The 16,173-nt window shown below is 50.9% G+C and carries 12 protein-coding genes and 1 tRNA gene; 5 read left to right on the forward strand and 8 right to left on the reverse strand.

Features of this window, described 5'->3' with window-relative positions:
- Positions 1 to 15: 15 nt before the first annotated feature.
- The 8 genes from JI741_RS26420 to JI741_RS26455 all read right to left on the reverse strand — a co-directional run bounded on the left by JI741_RS26420 (position 16) and on the right by JI741_RS26455 (position 10,379).
- The gene (locus JI741_RS26420) at positions 16 to 4,854 is read right to left on the reverse strand and encodes a hypothetical protein (protein WP_202014697.1); all 4,839 of its coding nucleotides are present in this window, start codon (positions 4,852 to 4,854) and stop codon (positions 16 to 18) included.
- The gene (locus JI741_RS26425) at positions 4,851 to 5,399 is read right to left on the reverse strand and encodes a hypothetical protein (protein ID WP_202014699.1); all 549 of its coding nucleotides are present in this window, start codon (positions 5,397 to 5,399) and stop codon (positions 4,851 to 4,853) included. Before JI741_RS26425 ends, JI741_RS26420 begins: the two co-directional genes overlap by 4 nt.
- Positions 5,386 to 5,862 (reverse strand): OmpH family outer membrane protein, encoded by a 477-nt coding sequence (locus JI741_RS26430; protein WP_202014701.1) that lies wholly within the window; start codon positions 5,860 to 5,862, stop codon positions 5,386 to 5,388. Before JI741_RS26430 ends, JI741_RS26425 begins: the two co-directional genes overlap by 14 nt.
- Before the next feature lie 6 nt (positions 5,863 to 5,868).
- On the reverse strand, positions 5,869 to 6,630 hold the full coding sequence (locus JI741_RS26435) for a hypothetical protein (protein WP_202014703.1): 762 nt from the start codon (positions 6,628 to 6,630) through the stop codon (positions 5,869 to 5,871).
- Positions 6,631 to 6,634: 4 nt separating this feature from the next.
- On the reverse strand, positions 6,635 to 7,807 hold the full coding sequence (locus JI741_RS26440) for a hypothetical protein (protein ID WP_202014705.1): 1,173 nt from the start codon (positions 7,805 to 7,807) through the stop codon (positions 6,635 to 6,637).
- 18 nt (positions 7,808 to 7,825) lie between these two features.
- Positions 7,826 to 9,103 carry a tail fiber protein gene (locus JI741_RS26445; protein ID WP_202014707.1) on the reverse strand — a complete coding sequence of 426 codons (1,278 nt, stop codon included), beginning with the start codon at positions 9,101 to 9,103 and terminating at the stop codon, positions 7,826 to 7,828.
- Positions 9,104 to 9,668: 565 nt separating this feature from the next.
- Entirely contained in the window at positions 9,669 to 9,974 is a 306-nt protein-coding gene (locus JI741_RS26450) for a hypothetical protein (protein WP_202014709.1), read from the reverse strand.
- 333 nt (positions 9,975 to 10,307) lie between these two features.
- A tRNA-Glu gene (locus tag JI741_RS26455) sits at positions 10,308 to 10,379 on the reverse strand.
- A 204-nt stretch (positions 10,380 to 10,583) separates the two neighbouring features.
- On the opposite strand from JI741_RS26455, the gene gap reads away from it, so the two are divergent.
- From gap to JI741_RS26480, 5 genes are all read left to right on the forward strand, one after another.
- Positions 10,584 to 11,582, forward strand: a complete 999-nt coding sequence (gene gap, locus JI741_RS26460) for a type I glyceraldehyde-3-phosphate dehydrogenase (protein ID WP_202014711.1) — start codon at positions 10,584 to 10,586, stop codon at positions 11,580 to 11,582.
- Positions 11,583 to 11,769: 187 nt separating this feature from the next.
- Complete coding sequence (locus JI741_RS26465; RefSeq protein ID WP_202014713.1) at positions 11,770 to 12,948, forward strand: J domain-containing protein; 1,179 nt, start codon at positions 11,770 to 11,772, stop codon at positions 12,946 to 12,948.
- Positions 12,949 to 13,166: 218 nt separating this feature from the next.
- Complete coding sequence (locus JI741_RS26470; protein ID WP_202014716.1) at positions 13,167 to 13,595, forward strand: hypothetical protein; 429 nt, start codon at positions 13,167 to 13,169, stop codon at positions 13,593 to 13,595.
- Between the two features lie 155 nt (positions 13,596 to 13,750).
- Positions 13,751 to 15,586, forward strand: coding sequence for an ATP-binding protein (locus JI741_RS26475; protein ID WP_202014718.1), 1,836 nt, complete (start codon positions 13,751 to 13,753; stop codon positions 15,584 to 15,586).
- Positions 15,583 to 16,062 carry a nuclear transport factor 2 family protein gene (locus JI741_RS26480; RefSeq protein WP_202014720.1) on the forward strand — a complete coding sequence of 160 codons (480 nt, stop codon included), beginning with the start codon at positions 15,583 to 15,585 and terminating at the stop codon, positions 16,060 to 16,062. Before JI741_RS26475 ends, JI741_RS26480 begins: the two co-directional genes overlap by 4 nt.
- Positions 16,063 to 16,173: the final 111 nt, after the last annotated feature.

The raw sequence follows: 16,173 nt of genomic DNA on the forward strand, positions 1-16,173 counted from the left end.
AACACAAGCGTTGAATTAGTTAATCTTTGGAATGGTGATGCGTTTGCTATACACTTTCTCCGTACCTCTTTTTGTCGGGTCGTCCAACGCCGTGATATTTCCTGCTGCCACCGTCAACTGGTTACGGTAGCCTGAGCGCACCACCATGCCGTTGTAGGTCACACTGCCAAGCGAAGTGTTAGTCCACAACATGGGCTTGCCTGACTCGTCGCCGAGGTATACAGCAAAGGCAACGGGTGTCTTCAGGTTGTCAGTGTATAGAATCATCTCGTCGCCGGCATAGAGGTTGTCGGCCGAAAAGCCCGGCACAAATTCGTATTGCTGGCCTTTCGTGTTCCGCACATCGCGAAGCGAAAATGCGAGGCCCGCTGTTTTGTATGCCGCTCCCATGCCCTGATATTGAGTGTAGGCGGGAATACTGTACGAATAAATGAGCTTGTCGAAATTGTTGTTTACGGTTTGGAGCGCGGCTGTGCCGTTGAACTTATCCCACCGCAAGGTTTTGGTGTACAATTTCGAGCCGCCGTCATACGCAGTGGTGCTTTGCAACATCCCCGTTTTAAAGATCACCTTGTTGGTCACCACCGTGCGAAGACGTTTGGAAGTTTTGCCTATGCTGGGCCACGCCGTGGGAATGGGAATCGGGATGAACACAGCGGGAATGATGTCGATGTTCACCCGCACGCCGCCTTCGAACGTGTTATCTTTGTATTCACGCATGTCCGTGAAAAAATCCGTCTCCTGCCCCAACGTTACCTTAGCAATGCTGGTGCTCTTCAATTCAGCCGCATCCAGCGTGCTTACCGTACCATCACCGTTGTCTTTAAACAAGCCGATCACCTCGTTTACGGCCTGCTTGTCATAGGTAAGCGGTTTACTGTAATAGTTGTACGCCACATACGACATGGTGTCCTTATCGAACGTTCCGTCTACCGCCTGTCTGAACTGACTTACACGCTTTTGTTTTCCGTGCATGTCGTTTGTAATGATGCTATAGCCTTGCGATGTGGTGAGCGATGTTTCGGCAAGGCTGCCCAACAACGGTATAGGAATGAAGGATTTGCTGTGCCGGTTCACTTTGGGTGTTTCGTAAGCCAGGACCGGAAAATCTTTGGCTGTGTAGAATTCGTGCTCGGTTTTACCGGTTGTGCCAAAGCGTGCGTCACTACCTTCTGGAAATAGTTTTTTTCCGTCGCTAAGCGTTATGCGGTCGAGCGGTCGTTTTGCACGGCTTGCAGAGGCCAGGCTCATCACAGTTACCAACCTGTAGCCAACCTGCGCACCGGGATATACACCCTCGTTGATCGGGTATTCGAAAAACAGATTGTTGTCGGTGGCTAACGGAATGGACTCGGTATATTCCTTGGCATAGCGCAACGGGTTTTCTTCACCACCAATAAAAGGTTCGTACGCCGCCACGCCGCTACTGATGGTCTGCCCTTTTTCCACCATAGTGTATTCATAGCGCTGACCATATATGCCTTCTTCGTTTCCCTGCCAGTCGTCGCGAATCGTTATTTGCTTTACACGCAGACCGCCTCCATACTTAATACCGTCGGGCGAACGCAGCCGCAGCCAACAATTTCCCGCGAGCATTTCCTTTCCCCAATTTTTGTTTTCTGCGTTTTTATAGAAGGCCTTGAAAAGATCTTTCAGATCCAAAATAGAAACCACGAGGGCTTTCATAAAAGACACCTGCTTGCCCAACGAACCGCTTGCCTCCAGTTCCATGTCACCGTCGGGCAGGTTGGGTTGATTTGTTCGCACATGCTGCCACGCCCGTAGCATGAGTGGGTGATAACCTTTGTCCTTCTTCAGGTACAGGTAGCCAAACTCGTATTTTCCCGATGGGCCTTTTTCCAACCCCATAGGCTTGGAGCGATCTATGTTGGCGTATGCATTGATATACTCGAACAAATCCTTTGCGGGTTCCTGCAGGTTGATGGCAATCTTGAAGAACACTTGATCTTTGTCGTCGAGGTATTTTTTCACTTCGTTCGCTTGCACCTTGGCATCGGAGTTTCCGTCGATGGGCCGTTCTAAGCGGAAGCGAATTTTCGGATCACCCGTGAGCCCGAACGTCGATGCTGTCTGCGGTTGTTCGGCGTTGCCATAGGGCTCCACCAGTTCCATCATTTGCATGGCGGGGCGATGCTGCACATAGGCGTAGTCATCAGACTCGTAGTCGATGTCAATCTGTCCTCCCGATGGAAGTTGTATTCCTGCCAGGTTCCACGCGCTGGCATTCGCATCGATGGTGGACTTCTGCGATTCGTCTTGCAGGCTGTAGGGAAAGCGGTAGTTGGTAGCCGGTTTTCCGGCAGGATATGGCTTGTACGTTCCCCACCTGTCGTATGCCAGCACATCATAACCCACGTTGACGGAAGCATACGTGAATTTATAGGGGTTCAACCTGCCACGCGCGCTCTTACCATATTCAAACCAAAGCTCTTCGAGCGTAAGTTTTCCACTCTCGCTGTTCTCGGTGCCGGGGCACAGGTTGTAGGAGTACCTGAACTTGCAAACTTTGATGGGCTCGCCATTGGCAAAGCGCGAGAACAGCCTGATCTCGCGCAACGCCTTCACACTCTTGCCGCGCTGGTTGGTATCTTGCAAACGCTGCTGTGCGCCTTTGGCATCGTCGCGGTCTTCTATGTGAAAGGTGGCGATGTGCGATTTGGTTTCGGCCTGCGCCAAATACCAGATTTCTTTCTCGCCGTATACAAACGAGCCCCGGTCATCTTTAGGGTCGGTGGTCCATCCTTCCTGGTAATGCGCTTTCGAAAATGGGTCGCGCCAGCGAAACGGATCTTGTTTCGTAGCCACGCGGCGATAGGTAAACTTCACCCAATAGCCAAGGTCATCCTCCGTCACACCGTTGCCGGTCACATCCACATAGTCAGGTCCCAGGATGGAGGTGAGCAAATGCGCATACGCATACGGCGGCGTCTCCGCACGTTTCAGAAACTTGTCGGTTTTACTGTGCTCGTAGCTGGGGTCTCCACTGCCGTTGTTACCCGCGTTTACACGCGATATACCTTCGCCTTTACGGGTGGAAAACACGACCTCCTCATGCACGGTGTTGTAGGCAGGCAAAGCATAGATGTAGCGAATGCCGTCAGCGGTGGTGGCTGCGATAGCGGCGGTGTGGTGTGTTGGCCACTGCGACCGGTTATAGCGCTGGGTTGTGGTGGCCGTATTTTCAAAATACGTAACGCCGCACGGTGGCATCAACTCAGCACCGTTGCTGAGCAGTTGTTCGTTGGTGATGAACTGGGTTGACTGCGAACGCGGGCGCCGCGCGGTGTTGAAGGCCGTGCTGGACGGCGCAGACAAAGAACCGGCACTGCCGGAAATTGCCGCGTCCAACGTTTGTGTAGCGGTGTTGCCATCTAAGCGTACGCGCACAGGGCGATCACCACCAAGTCCTATATAGCTGTCGGCCGGTTCCGCAACCGGGTCGCCATGCGCCTTAAAATAGTAGGGTTCATAGCCGCGGTCAAGATTAGAAGGTTGAAAGCTGAAACGCGAAGTCAGGTTGTTATCATCTTTCCATTCGCCCGACTTGCTGGTGGAGTGACTCACGGTGAGGTTAACGCCCACGTGCGTCAGAATGCCGACATCCACCCCGGCGCTCACACTGGTCGATGTTGACGTGCCTGCCGGATCGCGCGAAATGCCGAGATCGTTTCGCATGGGCCTCACCATCGACGCAATGCCCTGGCCCGAGAAAGAATAGATATCGTACGACAACGATGGAATGGCCAGGTTTGGAATTACCTCCGTTACCATACCTTCCTTCTCGCGGTTCACATCCATCAATGCATCTTTGCTGTTGACATCCTGCAAATGCAAGTAGCCATAGGCCGGTGCTGGCACGCGTTTCTTGTCGTGCAGCAGCCGCTGTTCGTTGTAGTAGCCGGACAAGTAGGCGCTGGCAAAAGCACCGGCAAAGGCACCGCCGATTTGAAATTGCCCGCTCACATTAATGCTGCGCATGGGCATAGTGACTTGCGGCGTGTAGCCCGGGTGACTAAAGCTGATCTCGCTTCCCACACCACCGGCCTGCGATACACGATATCGGTCTTTTATATTTTTTTCGGTTTTTGTCTTCTCATCTGCTACGGCATACTTCGTTGTCTTTAGGGTCACATCGTAGCTGGTGGACAGTGTGCCCAACCCCGACTTGGAGTTGTAGCTTACGCCCAGACCCACCGAACCAGCTTTTGTGCCCAGGCTTAACGATGGCGACACACTCACCCCCTCCTGCGAATCAAGACTGAAATTAACGCCAAGGCCGGTAGTCATGCCGTCGCTGTTGGTGTTGCTAAACCCCAGGCCGCCATCGATCGAATAGCCGAAGCCTTTATAGTTGTTTTGTCGCACACTCAGCCCAAGCTTGCCTTTCAGAAATTCAGAACCGAACAATTCGAAGTTGGCCCCTGTGGCTACGCCTACCGTGACACTGGGTTTCATCGACATTTTGGTGTAGACCTTGTCGCCTTTAAACTCATCGGGCAAGCCCCGCATCTGACGCGTAACGGCACCAGGCGCAAGATTAAAGCCCAGGCCCACCCAGCTTGCTTCACTGTCCATGGTGATGCCGGATTGATACGAAAGATTGAAAGGGTATCCACCGTTAGGGCCTGGCAACTCGAACAACGGGATGTTGTAAGAAAAGTCGCCACTGAATAAATCCACCATGTTGCTGGCGGTAGCGGGCTGAAAAGATTGCACTTCCGGTTGAGACGGGCCGCTGGTGAGCGCGTAGGTGCGGGTAGGTATGCTCGCACTCAGCATCACGGCAAGTAAGAATGCAGCGATCGCGCGTTGATGTTTGCGTAGTCGTTTCATAAGGCAAGTTCAGGTAGGTTGGCAAGAGATATTTCTAATTTTACTGGCAGGCTCGAAATCAACGGTGAGTCGATTTGCAAGGTCACATGTTTGTCGGCCTCAGGTTTTTTCTCGAAGCCCATCACAAACGTGTGAGGTCGGCGGGCATCGGCCGGGCGCTCGTAGTGGAATAGCACGCAAGGCATTTTTTTGCCATCGCTTTGCAGCGTGATGTCGTCCTGGAAGAGGAAGGAGAAATAATACAAGCGTTTTTGCATCACCTCTTCATCGGTCGTCTGGTAACGTACAAGATCCTGCTGTGCATCTACCGGACGAATCGTTAACACCACGTGATGAAGACTGTCATTGTCGCCAAAGTCAGGCTGCCATAGGTTGAGCAGCTCGATGGGCTGATACTGCGCATCAAATCGAAAGCCATCGGTATCCTGCGTAACATGCAGGCCGTTGTCATAATTTTGCACAAAGTCTGCATATGCCGCACGGTCAAGTTTTCCCGTGCAAGCCACAAGCGCAAAACCGATCATCCAATATCTAGTCGCCTTCATACTTTTCGTTGAGGTATTGAATTACATCTTCCGTGATATTGTACGCCTCGTTGGCATACATGAGGCCGCCATCGCCGGTGGCACCATAGATAAAGGCGTAACCTTTCTCCGCGCCAAAGGCTTTTATGTCGTTGTTTATCCTTAGCCACAGGCTCTCCGTAAATTCGTCCGTAAGTTGTTCCTCCTGCCACGCGTGTTTGCGTCGCATTTCGTCATAGGCAGTGCCATCAAAAGCGGCGGCCGAACGGGTGAACAGCACGAGCAATGAGTCCTGGCTCCGTTTGTTTTTCTTCCTGATCACCGACAATTTGTCTTCCAGAACTTTTTTGCCCGCATAGCCATCAAATACCTTTTGATTGATCACGTAAGCGCTGGGCTCGGCCAGTTCAGTGTATACGATGTAGGTCATCAGACACAGAATAAAAATTGTTTGCACCATCAGCAGCGTTGTTTTAAAATTCATACAGGGTCATTTTGATTTTCGTATTGTGCGATCAATCACATCCGGGATAGCTTCAAGGAACACGGTGTCAATCTTTCGCTTGTCCTTGTCGCATATCACATGGACCATTTGTTTTCCTTCATTGCCGCAGCCGTCAACAACAAATAACACGACGTAGTAGTCGGGTGCCTTGTCCACTCTGATGGTCGGCACCTCGCCGGTCATCTCAAGTACTTGCTCCACGGGTTGGTACAGGAAGTTTGCCTGATGTTCGTCCAACACAAACCACGTTATGCGATAAGGTCCTTTTGTGGACTGGATCGCACCATAGAAGTCAATTGTGTTGCTGCCCGGTTCATAGCAGTGGAGACTAATCACGTCACTGGAAATATCGACTCCGATTTCTTTCTTTACAGTTTCCGTTGGCCTGATATACACCCGATGGGTATGCCCCCGGTCATCCCTCGTTTCGCAGGTGAACACTTCGTTGATGGTGGTAGCCCCAAGGTCGGCCAGCGCTATGGTGTATTGATTCAAACCAAACGTCTTTTGCAGGGCGAGCCGCGACACCACATCATGTCGCGCGTTATACACCACCACGGGCAATATCCCAGTCATTCCTATAGCGTCGTAATATTGAAGTCCGATGGACTCACGCTGAACAACATGAACCATCGTGCCGGCCTTTTCAAAATCGATGCAGTACGGCTTCGTGTTTTCTTCTGTGGACTGTCCATAACCACACGCAACCAGCGCGACGCAGAAAAGGAGTATGACAAAGTTTTTCATAGGCTTAATGTTTTATGCGCAGTGAGCTTATGCCAAGGCGGAATACAAAAGGTGGAACATTGCGCGACGGGTCACTTGAATAGACGCGAAACAGCACAACCATGTTAAGCGATATCTTTTGCGTAAGCGGAAACAGGTAACCGCCACCGCCCAGCAACGTGTTGGCAGCATTCACGCCATCGCGTTGTGCAGGCATGTAAGTATCTTCAACCTGGGCATAAGCACGGTTGAACAATTGCGCTTTCACAAAACCACGGGCTCTCCATGTGAGGGTGTAGTTTCTCTTGGAATCAACATCACTCCCGGCTTGTTGAAAGAGCAGCGACGGCCCCAACCCAAGGGATAGTCGTTTCGTTAGCGGATAGGCAAGCGCGGGCGCAAATTGAAAGGTCTTGAAATCATGGGTGGATACGCCAACCAAAAATTCCTTGTAGGTCTTCTCCCAAAACGATTGTCGTTCTTTGAATTTCATTTCGAGCATAGCGCGATAGTGGCTCACCGTGTCAAGGCACAGCTTCTGTTCTCTGAGGTGCCCAAGCCTTACGCTATCTACCAGGCTGGCCAACTCTTTTGGCACCACCTTGCCGGGTAAGGACGGCAACATGCTTCTGCCCAGAGGATCGAGTTGCAATTTTGTCAACGACGCTCCGTATTGCCTTAACGAGTCCTTAAACATGCTGCCAACGGCGTCTTCACTGGGCAGCGGTTGGTTCATCGGAAGTTTTTCCAATTCGGGTTTTAAGCTCTGTGCGTTTTTCAAATCCTCAAGGTCTTTGAGACGTTTCAGCTGTTTGTCGTCACTGTTTCCATAAACTGACTCGCGAATCTTATCGATCAGCTCCTCCCGCGACACGGGCAATGCGTATGGCACGTTGTCTATGTCCGGCAAGCGCAGGCTGTCTTTGACTTGCTGCAAAAGTTTTTGCGAAGGGATGGCTTTGAAGCTTCGACCCAGCGAATCAGCGATGACATATGGCTGATGTTTCAGAAATGCGCTCGTCAGGCTATCCTTCAAATCATCGCTTTTGTGTTGCCCCAGCGAACGCCAATACTGTAGCTCATCTTGCATCAGTCCCTTGCTTTCAGAAGAAAGGTTTTCTTCAAGCACCTGTGCGCGCAACGGGCCGGCAAGGCACAGCACCACAAGGCAACATCCGTATCGAAATAGCACCATCATGATCGCCGATCGGTTTCTTCAGGATTTACTTTTTCTTCCCAAGCGCCTGGAGGCTTTGCGCGAAGTCGCCTGCTGCTGTGCGTCGATGGCTTTTTGCTGAAGCGCGTTCTCCTGTTTCAGTTCAATCACATACAACGTGAGTTCCTCTATTTTTTTGAGCAGCAGCAGATTCATCTCCTTTATCATCACGCCCTCCGCTTCCATGTCGGCGGCAGACGGAACTCCCGGCAGATGTTTATGGGTGGCGATGAAATTTTCAACCGAGTCCAATGGCGACAGGTTGTAGCTTTCCTCAAACACATAGTCAGGAGCAGTACTTCCCACCATGTCGAGGCGCAGTTCACGAGCATGAATGTCACCTCTCACCGTCAGCAGTGCATCAGGGTTGGGAGTTCCTATGCCCACGTAGCCATTCTTGAGAATGCGAAGTCGCTCCGTCCGGTCCGTAAAAAACTGGTGCGAGGTGAAGTGCTTGTATTTCATGCCGTCGTTCCAGTCACCACTTTGAATCAGGTATTCCGGATCTGCTGCGTTACCCAGAAAATAGATGGCGCGCTTTTGGGCCATCTGCAGGTCGCCCTTCACCTCCAACGCGGCGCCCTGTCCGGCGGCGTTCAACTCGATGCCTTGATTGGATGTCTGCCCAAAACCGATGGTCAGTCGGTCGCCATTGTTGGTCGTCACGATGTCCCAGCTCTTGGTTAGATAGCCTAATCGAAGACCATCCGACCAGGTGGTGCCGCTTTGTTGAATCTGCAGCCTAGCCAAGGGGTTGGCCGTGGCAATGCCGATGTTTCCATTCGCGGTGATCCTTAGCCGTTCGCTCTTTGACGTATAAAACTGGTGACTTGTGTAATGACGATACATCATGCCGTCGAGCCAGCCGCCACTTCTGATAAGATATTCCGGATCAGCAGCGTCGCCCAAAAAATAGATGGCCCTGCCCAATCCCAATTGCAGGTCGCCTTTTATCTCTACGGTAGAGCCACGACCTTGTGCATTCATTTCGAGCAGCGGTGTGCCGCCAAACCCAAATGACAAACGGTCGCCACTGTTGGTCGACACAATGTCCCAATTTTTACCCTGCGTTGATAGCCGCAGTCCGTCGGTCCAGTCTGTTGCCGTTTGCTGGATGTGAAACGCTGCCGTGGGCACGGTCGCGCCAACACCAACAAAGTTGGAATTAGAGTTTTGAATACCCGCCGAACCTTGAGGCACATAGAGATTCTGTGCCTGTGCGCAAATCCCTGTAGCCAAAACAGCGACCGCAATGAAATTTAAGATGCGAAAATTCATAGTATTAGAAGTTCATTTGATTCCTATGAATTTCTATTGTGTCAATCCCAAGTTGCACCGAACTTAATCACACACATTTACTTCCTTCATCTACACACAATAAAAATCAAACCTAACCGTATACCATATCTATATGGCTATGCGCTAAAATTATTACACACCAGCGATTGAGGATCAAACCGCGGTAGCATGACACAAACATACTTCGCGATACTGCAAAAATCTTGCAGCGTGTTTTTTTGTGGATATTTTTTTTTACAACGTCAACACTATCTGTTATTCGTCAATAAAATGTTCTAAAGCGTTGTGTTCACTAACAGAATAGCCGTTAAAACTCTTACTGATTTTTTTCTCAACAGAACAATTGGCATTCGCTTTCAAATCGACGAATATGTCGATAAAGGATACAGTTTAGTCGCAAGAAGGAACGATCTTCAAATAGTGTAGGTCAATAACGATCTTTGAATCAACTCGCGAACCAAGTTGTAGTGCGGAGGGAGCGGATCTCATATCCAAGGCATTTGGAATTTATCACCTCAGTTTACCGCATTCAAACAGGAAATGCTTATAAAGAAATGTACCAATAGATTGAAGCAACAATATTCGCTATGACGATGACAGCCAGAATAAGATCTATCTGTCTATATTTCCAAAACGTATAGGCACCAAAAACAACAGACAGGAATAACAGGATGATATTTAATCCAAAGATCGAAATGGCTGCGTCTTCATCGAGAGTTTGCTCCCCCGATGGCATATATTCATCATAAGGACTTAGAAGGAAATTTGCACTCAACGACGCGATCACCAGACTAGCATATCCTCCAATTCTAAAAAAACTCATTTTAATTCCGGACATACCTATTTTCATTCTCATCGGGATTTAGCGTGTATCAAAGCCGTTGTTCATGTGTGATAAGGGAAAGGGCTCATCCAGGCGATGGCATCACAGATAAGCACAAAGTCACTAGCGATCTATTGAGCAACACATCATCATTGGCGAAACTATAGCGGGTAGTGCTGGCAGAATATCTCTTCGCCGTGCCAGAGGGCGCTTACGGCAAAGTCAAAATATTTTGAACAGTTTGATTATCACCGGACCGAATATAGTGAAACGAAAGCATCAGGAATGGCCTCATGACGACTCTCCATTTGGGGAAACAAAAAAACGCCTCCCAACAAAGTTAGAAGGCGTTCTGAAAAGTAGTCCGTACGGGAATCGAACCCGTGTTACCAGAATGAAAATCTGGTGTCCTAACCCCTAGACGAACGGACCATGGTGATGGTGACGGGGGTGTGAATGTGTGAGTCTTTTCTGTGTTTTCTCTCCGCGTTGCCGTTAAGAGGGTGCAAATATAGATCCGAGTTCTTGATTTGCAAACCTGTGCGATAAAATTTTTCTAAAACCGTATTTTATTTCGTTGGTTTTGGTGTCTGGGTAATTTATTTTTGATCTCGAAATTTAAACCAGACAAATACAATGACTAAAGTAGGAATTAACGGATTCGGCCGCATCGGTCGCCTGGCGTTCAGAGCTGCCATCTCGCGCAAAGATATCGAGATCGTTGGAATCAACGACCTTGTAGACCCTGAGTACATGGCATACATGCTTAAGTATGACTCTACGCACGGCAAATTCGACGGCACCGTGGAAGTAAAAGACGGTAGCCTCGTAGTGAACGGAAAGAAAATTCGCGTAACTGCCGAGAAAGATCCCGCTAACCTGAAATGGTCAGAAGTAGGCGCCGAAATCGTTATAGAATCTACTGGCTTGTTCCTTACTATTCCCGACGGACAAAAACACATCGCCGCTGGTGCCAAAAAAGTAGTGTTCTCTGCCCCTGCAAAAGACGACACCCCTACCTTCGTGATGGGTGTGAACCATAAAAAACTTACCGCTGAACATACCATCGTTTCCAACGCTTCCTGCACGACCAACTGTCTGGCCCCTATTGCAAAAGTGTTGAACGACAAATTCGGCATCGCCGAAGGTCTGATGAGCACCGTACACGCCGTTACGGCCACTCAAAAAACTGTGGACAGCCCTTCAGCAAAAGACTGGAGAGGTGGCCGCGGTGCATACCAGAACATTATCCCCTCGTCTACCGGTGCTGCCAAAGCTGTGGCCCTGGTGATCCCCGAACTGAAAGGCAAACTCACCGGCATGTCGTTCCGCGTGCCCGTGGCCGACGTTTCGGTGGTTGACCTCACGGTGAAGCTGGAGAAATCCGCTACCTACGAAGAGATTAAGAAAGCCATGAAAGATGCATCGGAAGGCGAACTGAAAGGCATCCTCGGCTATACCGAAGACGATGTGGTGTCGCAAGACTTCCTGGGCGACGCCCGCACGTCTATCTTCGACGCTAAAGCCGGTATCGCACTGAACGACAAGTTCGTGAAAGTGGTATCGTGGTATGACAACGAGTGGGGCTATTCCAACAAGCTCATCGACCTCGTTCAGGAACTGGCGAAAATCTAGTCACCATTTCTCAGATAACATCCAACGCGGCTGCCCCATCCCAGGGCAGCCGCTTCTTTTTTTGCCTGTCGCTCACTGGGTTAGGATGAAGTGGTGCGGGTCTCAACGGGTCGGCATGTAAAAAACCTCGGGGTCAACTGAAAATTTTTCGCGTTAAATTCGTTTAGAGAATGGAAGGCGCTCGTGCATGAACAATTTCTATAACATCTTAGGCGTACGCCCCGAAGCCGACCTAGCTGAAATCAAAGCGGCCTTCAAGCGGCTGGCCATGGAGTACCATCCCGACCGGAACCCCGGCAACCGCCAGGCCGAAGAAATGTTCAAGGTCATTAACGAAGCCTATCACACCCTGTCCGACCCGCTCAAAAAATCGCGCTATGACGCGATGATGAACTACAACCAGCCGGAGCCCGACGAGATAGACCAGCGCGAAGAGAACCGACGCCGGTTTCTGCGCTGGCAAATGGCACAGCAAAAGCAATACACCTTTGGTAAAGAATATTTCAAAATTCAGGGCCTGGCCTTCCTTGTGTTCACGGTCATTGCCGGATTTTGCTTCGCGTTGTTGCACACCGCCACCTATGTGGTGAAACAGCAACGCACCCAACACTACCAGGCCAACAGCAAGGCCCTGCAACAGGTAGACCACCTGTTTGCCAATGGCCAGTTCGACGATGCCTTCGCGCTCATCCAAACCCTGGGGCAGGAAGATCCTCTGGAGATTCGGTTTCGCTTTGCGCACGACAGCCTCCTGCACACCCTGCAGTCTATTGCCGACCAACGCTTTGAGCAGAAAGATTTTTCTGAAGCCGTGGCACACTACCTCGTTCTCAAAAAACACGAAGACCCCGCGCGCGTGGAAACACTGCGGCAAATTGCTGTGTGCCAGTTCTATCTGGGCAACTATGCCGAGTCTATCCAGGCCCTGAAACACCTCCACAACCAGGAGCCGCGAAGCCTGACCCTGCTCTATGAAATCGGAACACTCTATCTCGACAAGATGGACAACCCCACAGAAGCCCTGCCCTACTTCACCCTTGGCAAAAAACTTTTCAACGACAACCTCACCGATGTGTATGGCGCCTCCTTTGAAAGCGTGATGAAACCGGCCGATGTGCCCGACATCTACTACGACATCTTTCAAGGACGGGCCCGTTGCAACCTGCGCCTGAAACAATACGACGAAGCAGTGGCCGACTGCAACTGGGCCACCTTGCTGCGCCCGCAGAAAAGCGATCCCTACACACTCCGGGGCATGGCCAACGCCGAGGTCAAAAAATTTGACCTGGCCTGTGCTGACCTGAAGAAAGCCCGGGCCCTCGGAGCCCCCGACGTGGCACCCCTCCAACAGAAGTATTGCCGGTAGCACGAAAGTGCGGGTTTAGGATGAGTCATAGACAAGTCGGCATTCCAACCCTCAACCCATACCCGAAAAAAGTGCCACAAAAAGCCGGAAACGGGCAACAAAAGGCCTGTAACACTGTTAGATAATAAATGACAGTTATTTAATTTTCATCCCTTATTTTTACCGAAATTACTACTATGACACCGCACGCGGAGTTAGACAAAAGAACCCCTTCCGTTATGAAGAACACCGAACACTTAGTCTCTGTAAAAAGAAGCTACTTTAATATTCTCGCGCTCTTCCTCGGCGACGAAAAAATTGAGACGCGCTTCCTGCGCTGCCTCCTCAAGTGGGGATTTCAATTGCACCTCAACCCGGAAGACCTCAAACACGCCGACGTAGACATCTCGAACCTGAAATTTAACTCGGTGGGCGACAAAGTCGAAAAGCTGGAGTCCATCTATCACCTGGTCTACATGATCTACCTCGACGAAGTGGTGGAAGATGTGGAATTGGAAGTGGCCACCATCTATGCACAGGAACTTGGTTTCAAACCCACGGTGGTGAGCGAACTGTTCAAGTCGATTGCCACCGAGCCCTACGACGAGACCAGTACGCGCAATGTGCGCCAGGAAGTGATGGATTTCCTGAAACTCTACGAGGGATAATCTCCTTACTTCCCAGTTTCCATACTTTGCTCTTTCAACACCGTTGCCCCTGAGGGGTGATGCGTGCGCTCTATCGCACCCGTTGAGAATTCATATTTTAGTAATATGTGGCGACCGATATCGTGGCAAACGAATCGTAGTTTTGCTGTCGCAACATGCTTTGGACTATCGACACCATTGGCAAACGCCTCTTTCTCGCCTTCAGCATTTTGGCGCTGAATGTCGTCATCATCTCCGCGCTCTCCTATCACTACCTGGCCCGCAACAAAAGCATCTACGACCTCACCAAGAAAATTGAAAACGAGCGCACCCAGATTCAACGCCTGCTAAAGCTCGATCTCGATTTCCTGCGGTTCGAAACCATCAACCAGGAATTTTATCGCACCTCCCAAAGCAACATCCTGCAGGAACGCGACAGCGTGTTTGACCTCATTCTCCAGGAAAACATTTTGCTGAGCAACACGCTGGCAGAACTGTCGCCCGAAGTGCACTCGCTTTTCGATAGCATCAACCACGTGCTCAAGACCTACAACGGCACGTTTGTGGCCATCAAAGACAAAATCATCTACCGCGGATTCAAAGACTATGGCGTGGAAGGACGCATGCGCAAGTTTGCCCACGAGTTGGAGAAACATACAGAAGACATCAGCATGGTGGAAGTGCTGAGCCTGCGCCGTCACGAGAAGGACTATTTTCTGCGGAAGGAAAAATCCTATAAACGACAGTTCAACCACCTGGCCGATTCGCTGCGGGTGAAACTTTCGGAATCGTCGGGAAGCAGCTTTGTCATCCACCTGCTTGAGTCCTACAAGGAAAACTTCAACCAGCTGGCTACGCTCGACGAAGAAATCGGGCTGGTGCCAACGCAAGGGCTGCTGGGCCGGCTCAACGCGCTCACCAACAACATTTCGACCAAGCTCACCACCATCTCCACCCTGTCTGACGACCACGCCAACCGCCTCATCCACGAAAGCCTCATCTCCTACATCATTCTCGGCATCGCCTCCATCATCATCTCCCTGGCGCTCACCTATGTGACGGCCTCACGCCTCACGCGGCCCATCAAAAAACTGTCGCACAGCATCAGCAAGTATATGGTGACCCAGGGGCTGAACGAAGACGAACTGAAAGAACCCGGCGTGACCAACGAAATGGGCAACCTCTCCGGCGCCTTCATCAAGATGACACGCAAGCTGAAGGCTCAGTTCGACGAGATCCAACGCAAATCGCAGCTGCTGGAAAAACGAAACATCGAACTGAACCGGCTCAACGAAGAGCTCGACCGGTTCATCTACAGCTCGGCACACGACCTCAAGTCGCCCCTCTCGTCTATGGCCGGCCTGGTGCACCTGGCCGAGCGCGAAATGCACGTGCCTGAACACAGCCACTACTTCGAAAAGATGCGCTCAAGCATCGACAAAATGGAGGGCTTTATCCGCGACATCACCGACTATGCCAAGAACAAACGGCAGCAGATCAAGCCCGAAAAGGTGAGCGTTCAATCCATTCTGGCCGACATCTTTCAGGGGTTGCAGTTCATTCCCCATGCGGAACGGATCGACAAGATTGTGGAGACCAGCGGTGGAGAATTTCACACCGACAAAACGCGGCTGGAAATCATCCTGAAGAATCTGTTGTCGAATGCCGTGCGCTATGCCGACCTCGAAAAGGTACGGCCATTCATCCGGGTGGAAGTGACTATTCAGGCCGAGGGGGCCGTGGTGCGCATCGAAGACAACGGCATTGGCATTGCCGACGTGCACATCTATAAGATTTTTGAAATGTTCTATCGCGCCAGCGACAACGCCAAGGGGTCGGGCATCGGTCTGTTTCTGGTGCGCGAGTCGGTGAAAATGCTGCGGGGCACCATCGCGGTGGAATCGGTGTTGAACCAGGGCACCACATTTACCTTATCTTTGCCTAACTTGAAGCAGGTAAATGTGAACCAACTGCCCGAGTCCGAACCCATCAAATTCCTGACCGCATCGTGAACCGCCTTCGCTACATCACCCTTCTGCTCCTGCTCTCCTTCACCGCCGGTGCGCAGCAAACCGAAAAAGAAATCAACCAGTTTATCGACCAATGGCACCTCGCCGCCAGCCAGGCCAACGGCAAAGCCTTCTTTGAAAGCATTGCCGACAACGGGGTGTACATTGGCACCGACGCCAAGGAGCGCTGGACCAAAACCGAATTCGTTTCGTTCGCCATGCCCTACTTCGACAAAGGCAAGGCCTGGGATTTTAAACCCTACGACCGCGACCTCCATGTAACATCTGACGAAAAAAATGCATGGTTTTCAGAACTTTTAACAACCTGGATGGGAGTTTGCCGCGGCTCTGGGGTACTTCGAAAAACAAAACAGGGCTGGAAAATAGAACAGTATCACCTCTCCGTCACCGTGCCCAATGAGATCATCAAGGATTTCATTACCCTCGTAGACGCCTACAATCAGCACACCAAACCCTAGTGTCATAGCGCGGGAAGAGCGACCTGCATCACTGTGCATTTGTCGCATCCTCCTCAAATTTTGCTACCGATGTAGGATTTCGCCTTTTTTTCTCTGATGCCCCTCGCAGAT

Source organism: Chryseolinea lacunae (assembly GCF_016735595.1).
Lineage (GTDB): Bacteria > Bacteroidota > Bacteroidia > Cytophagales > Cyclobacteriaceae > Chryseolinea > Chryseolinea lacunae.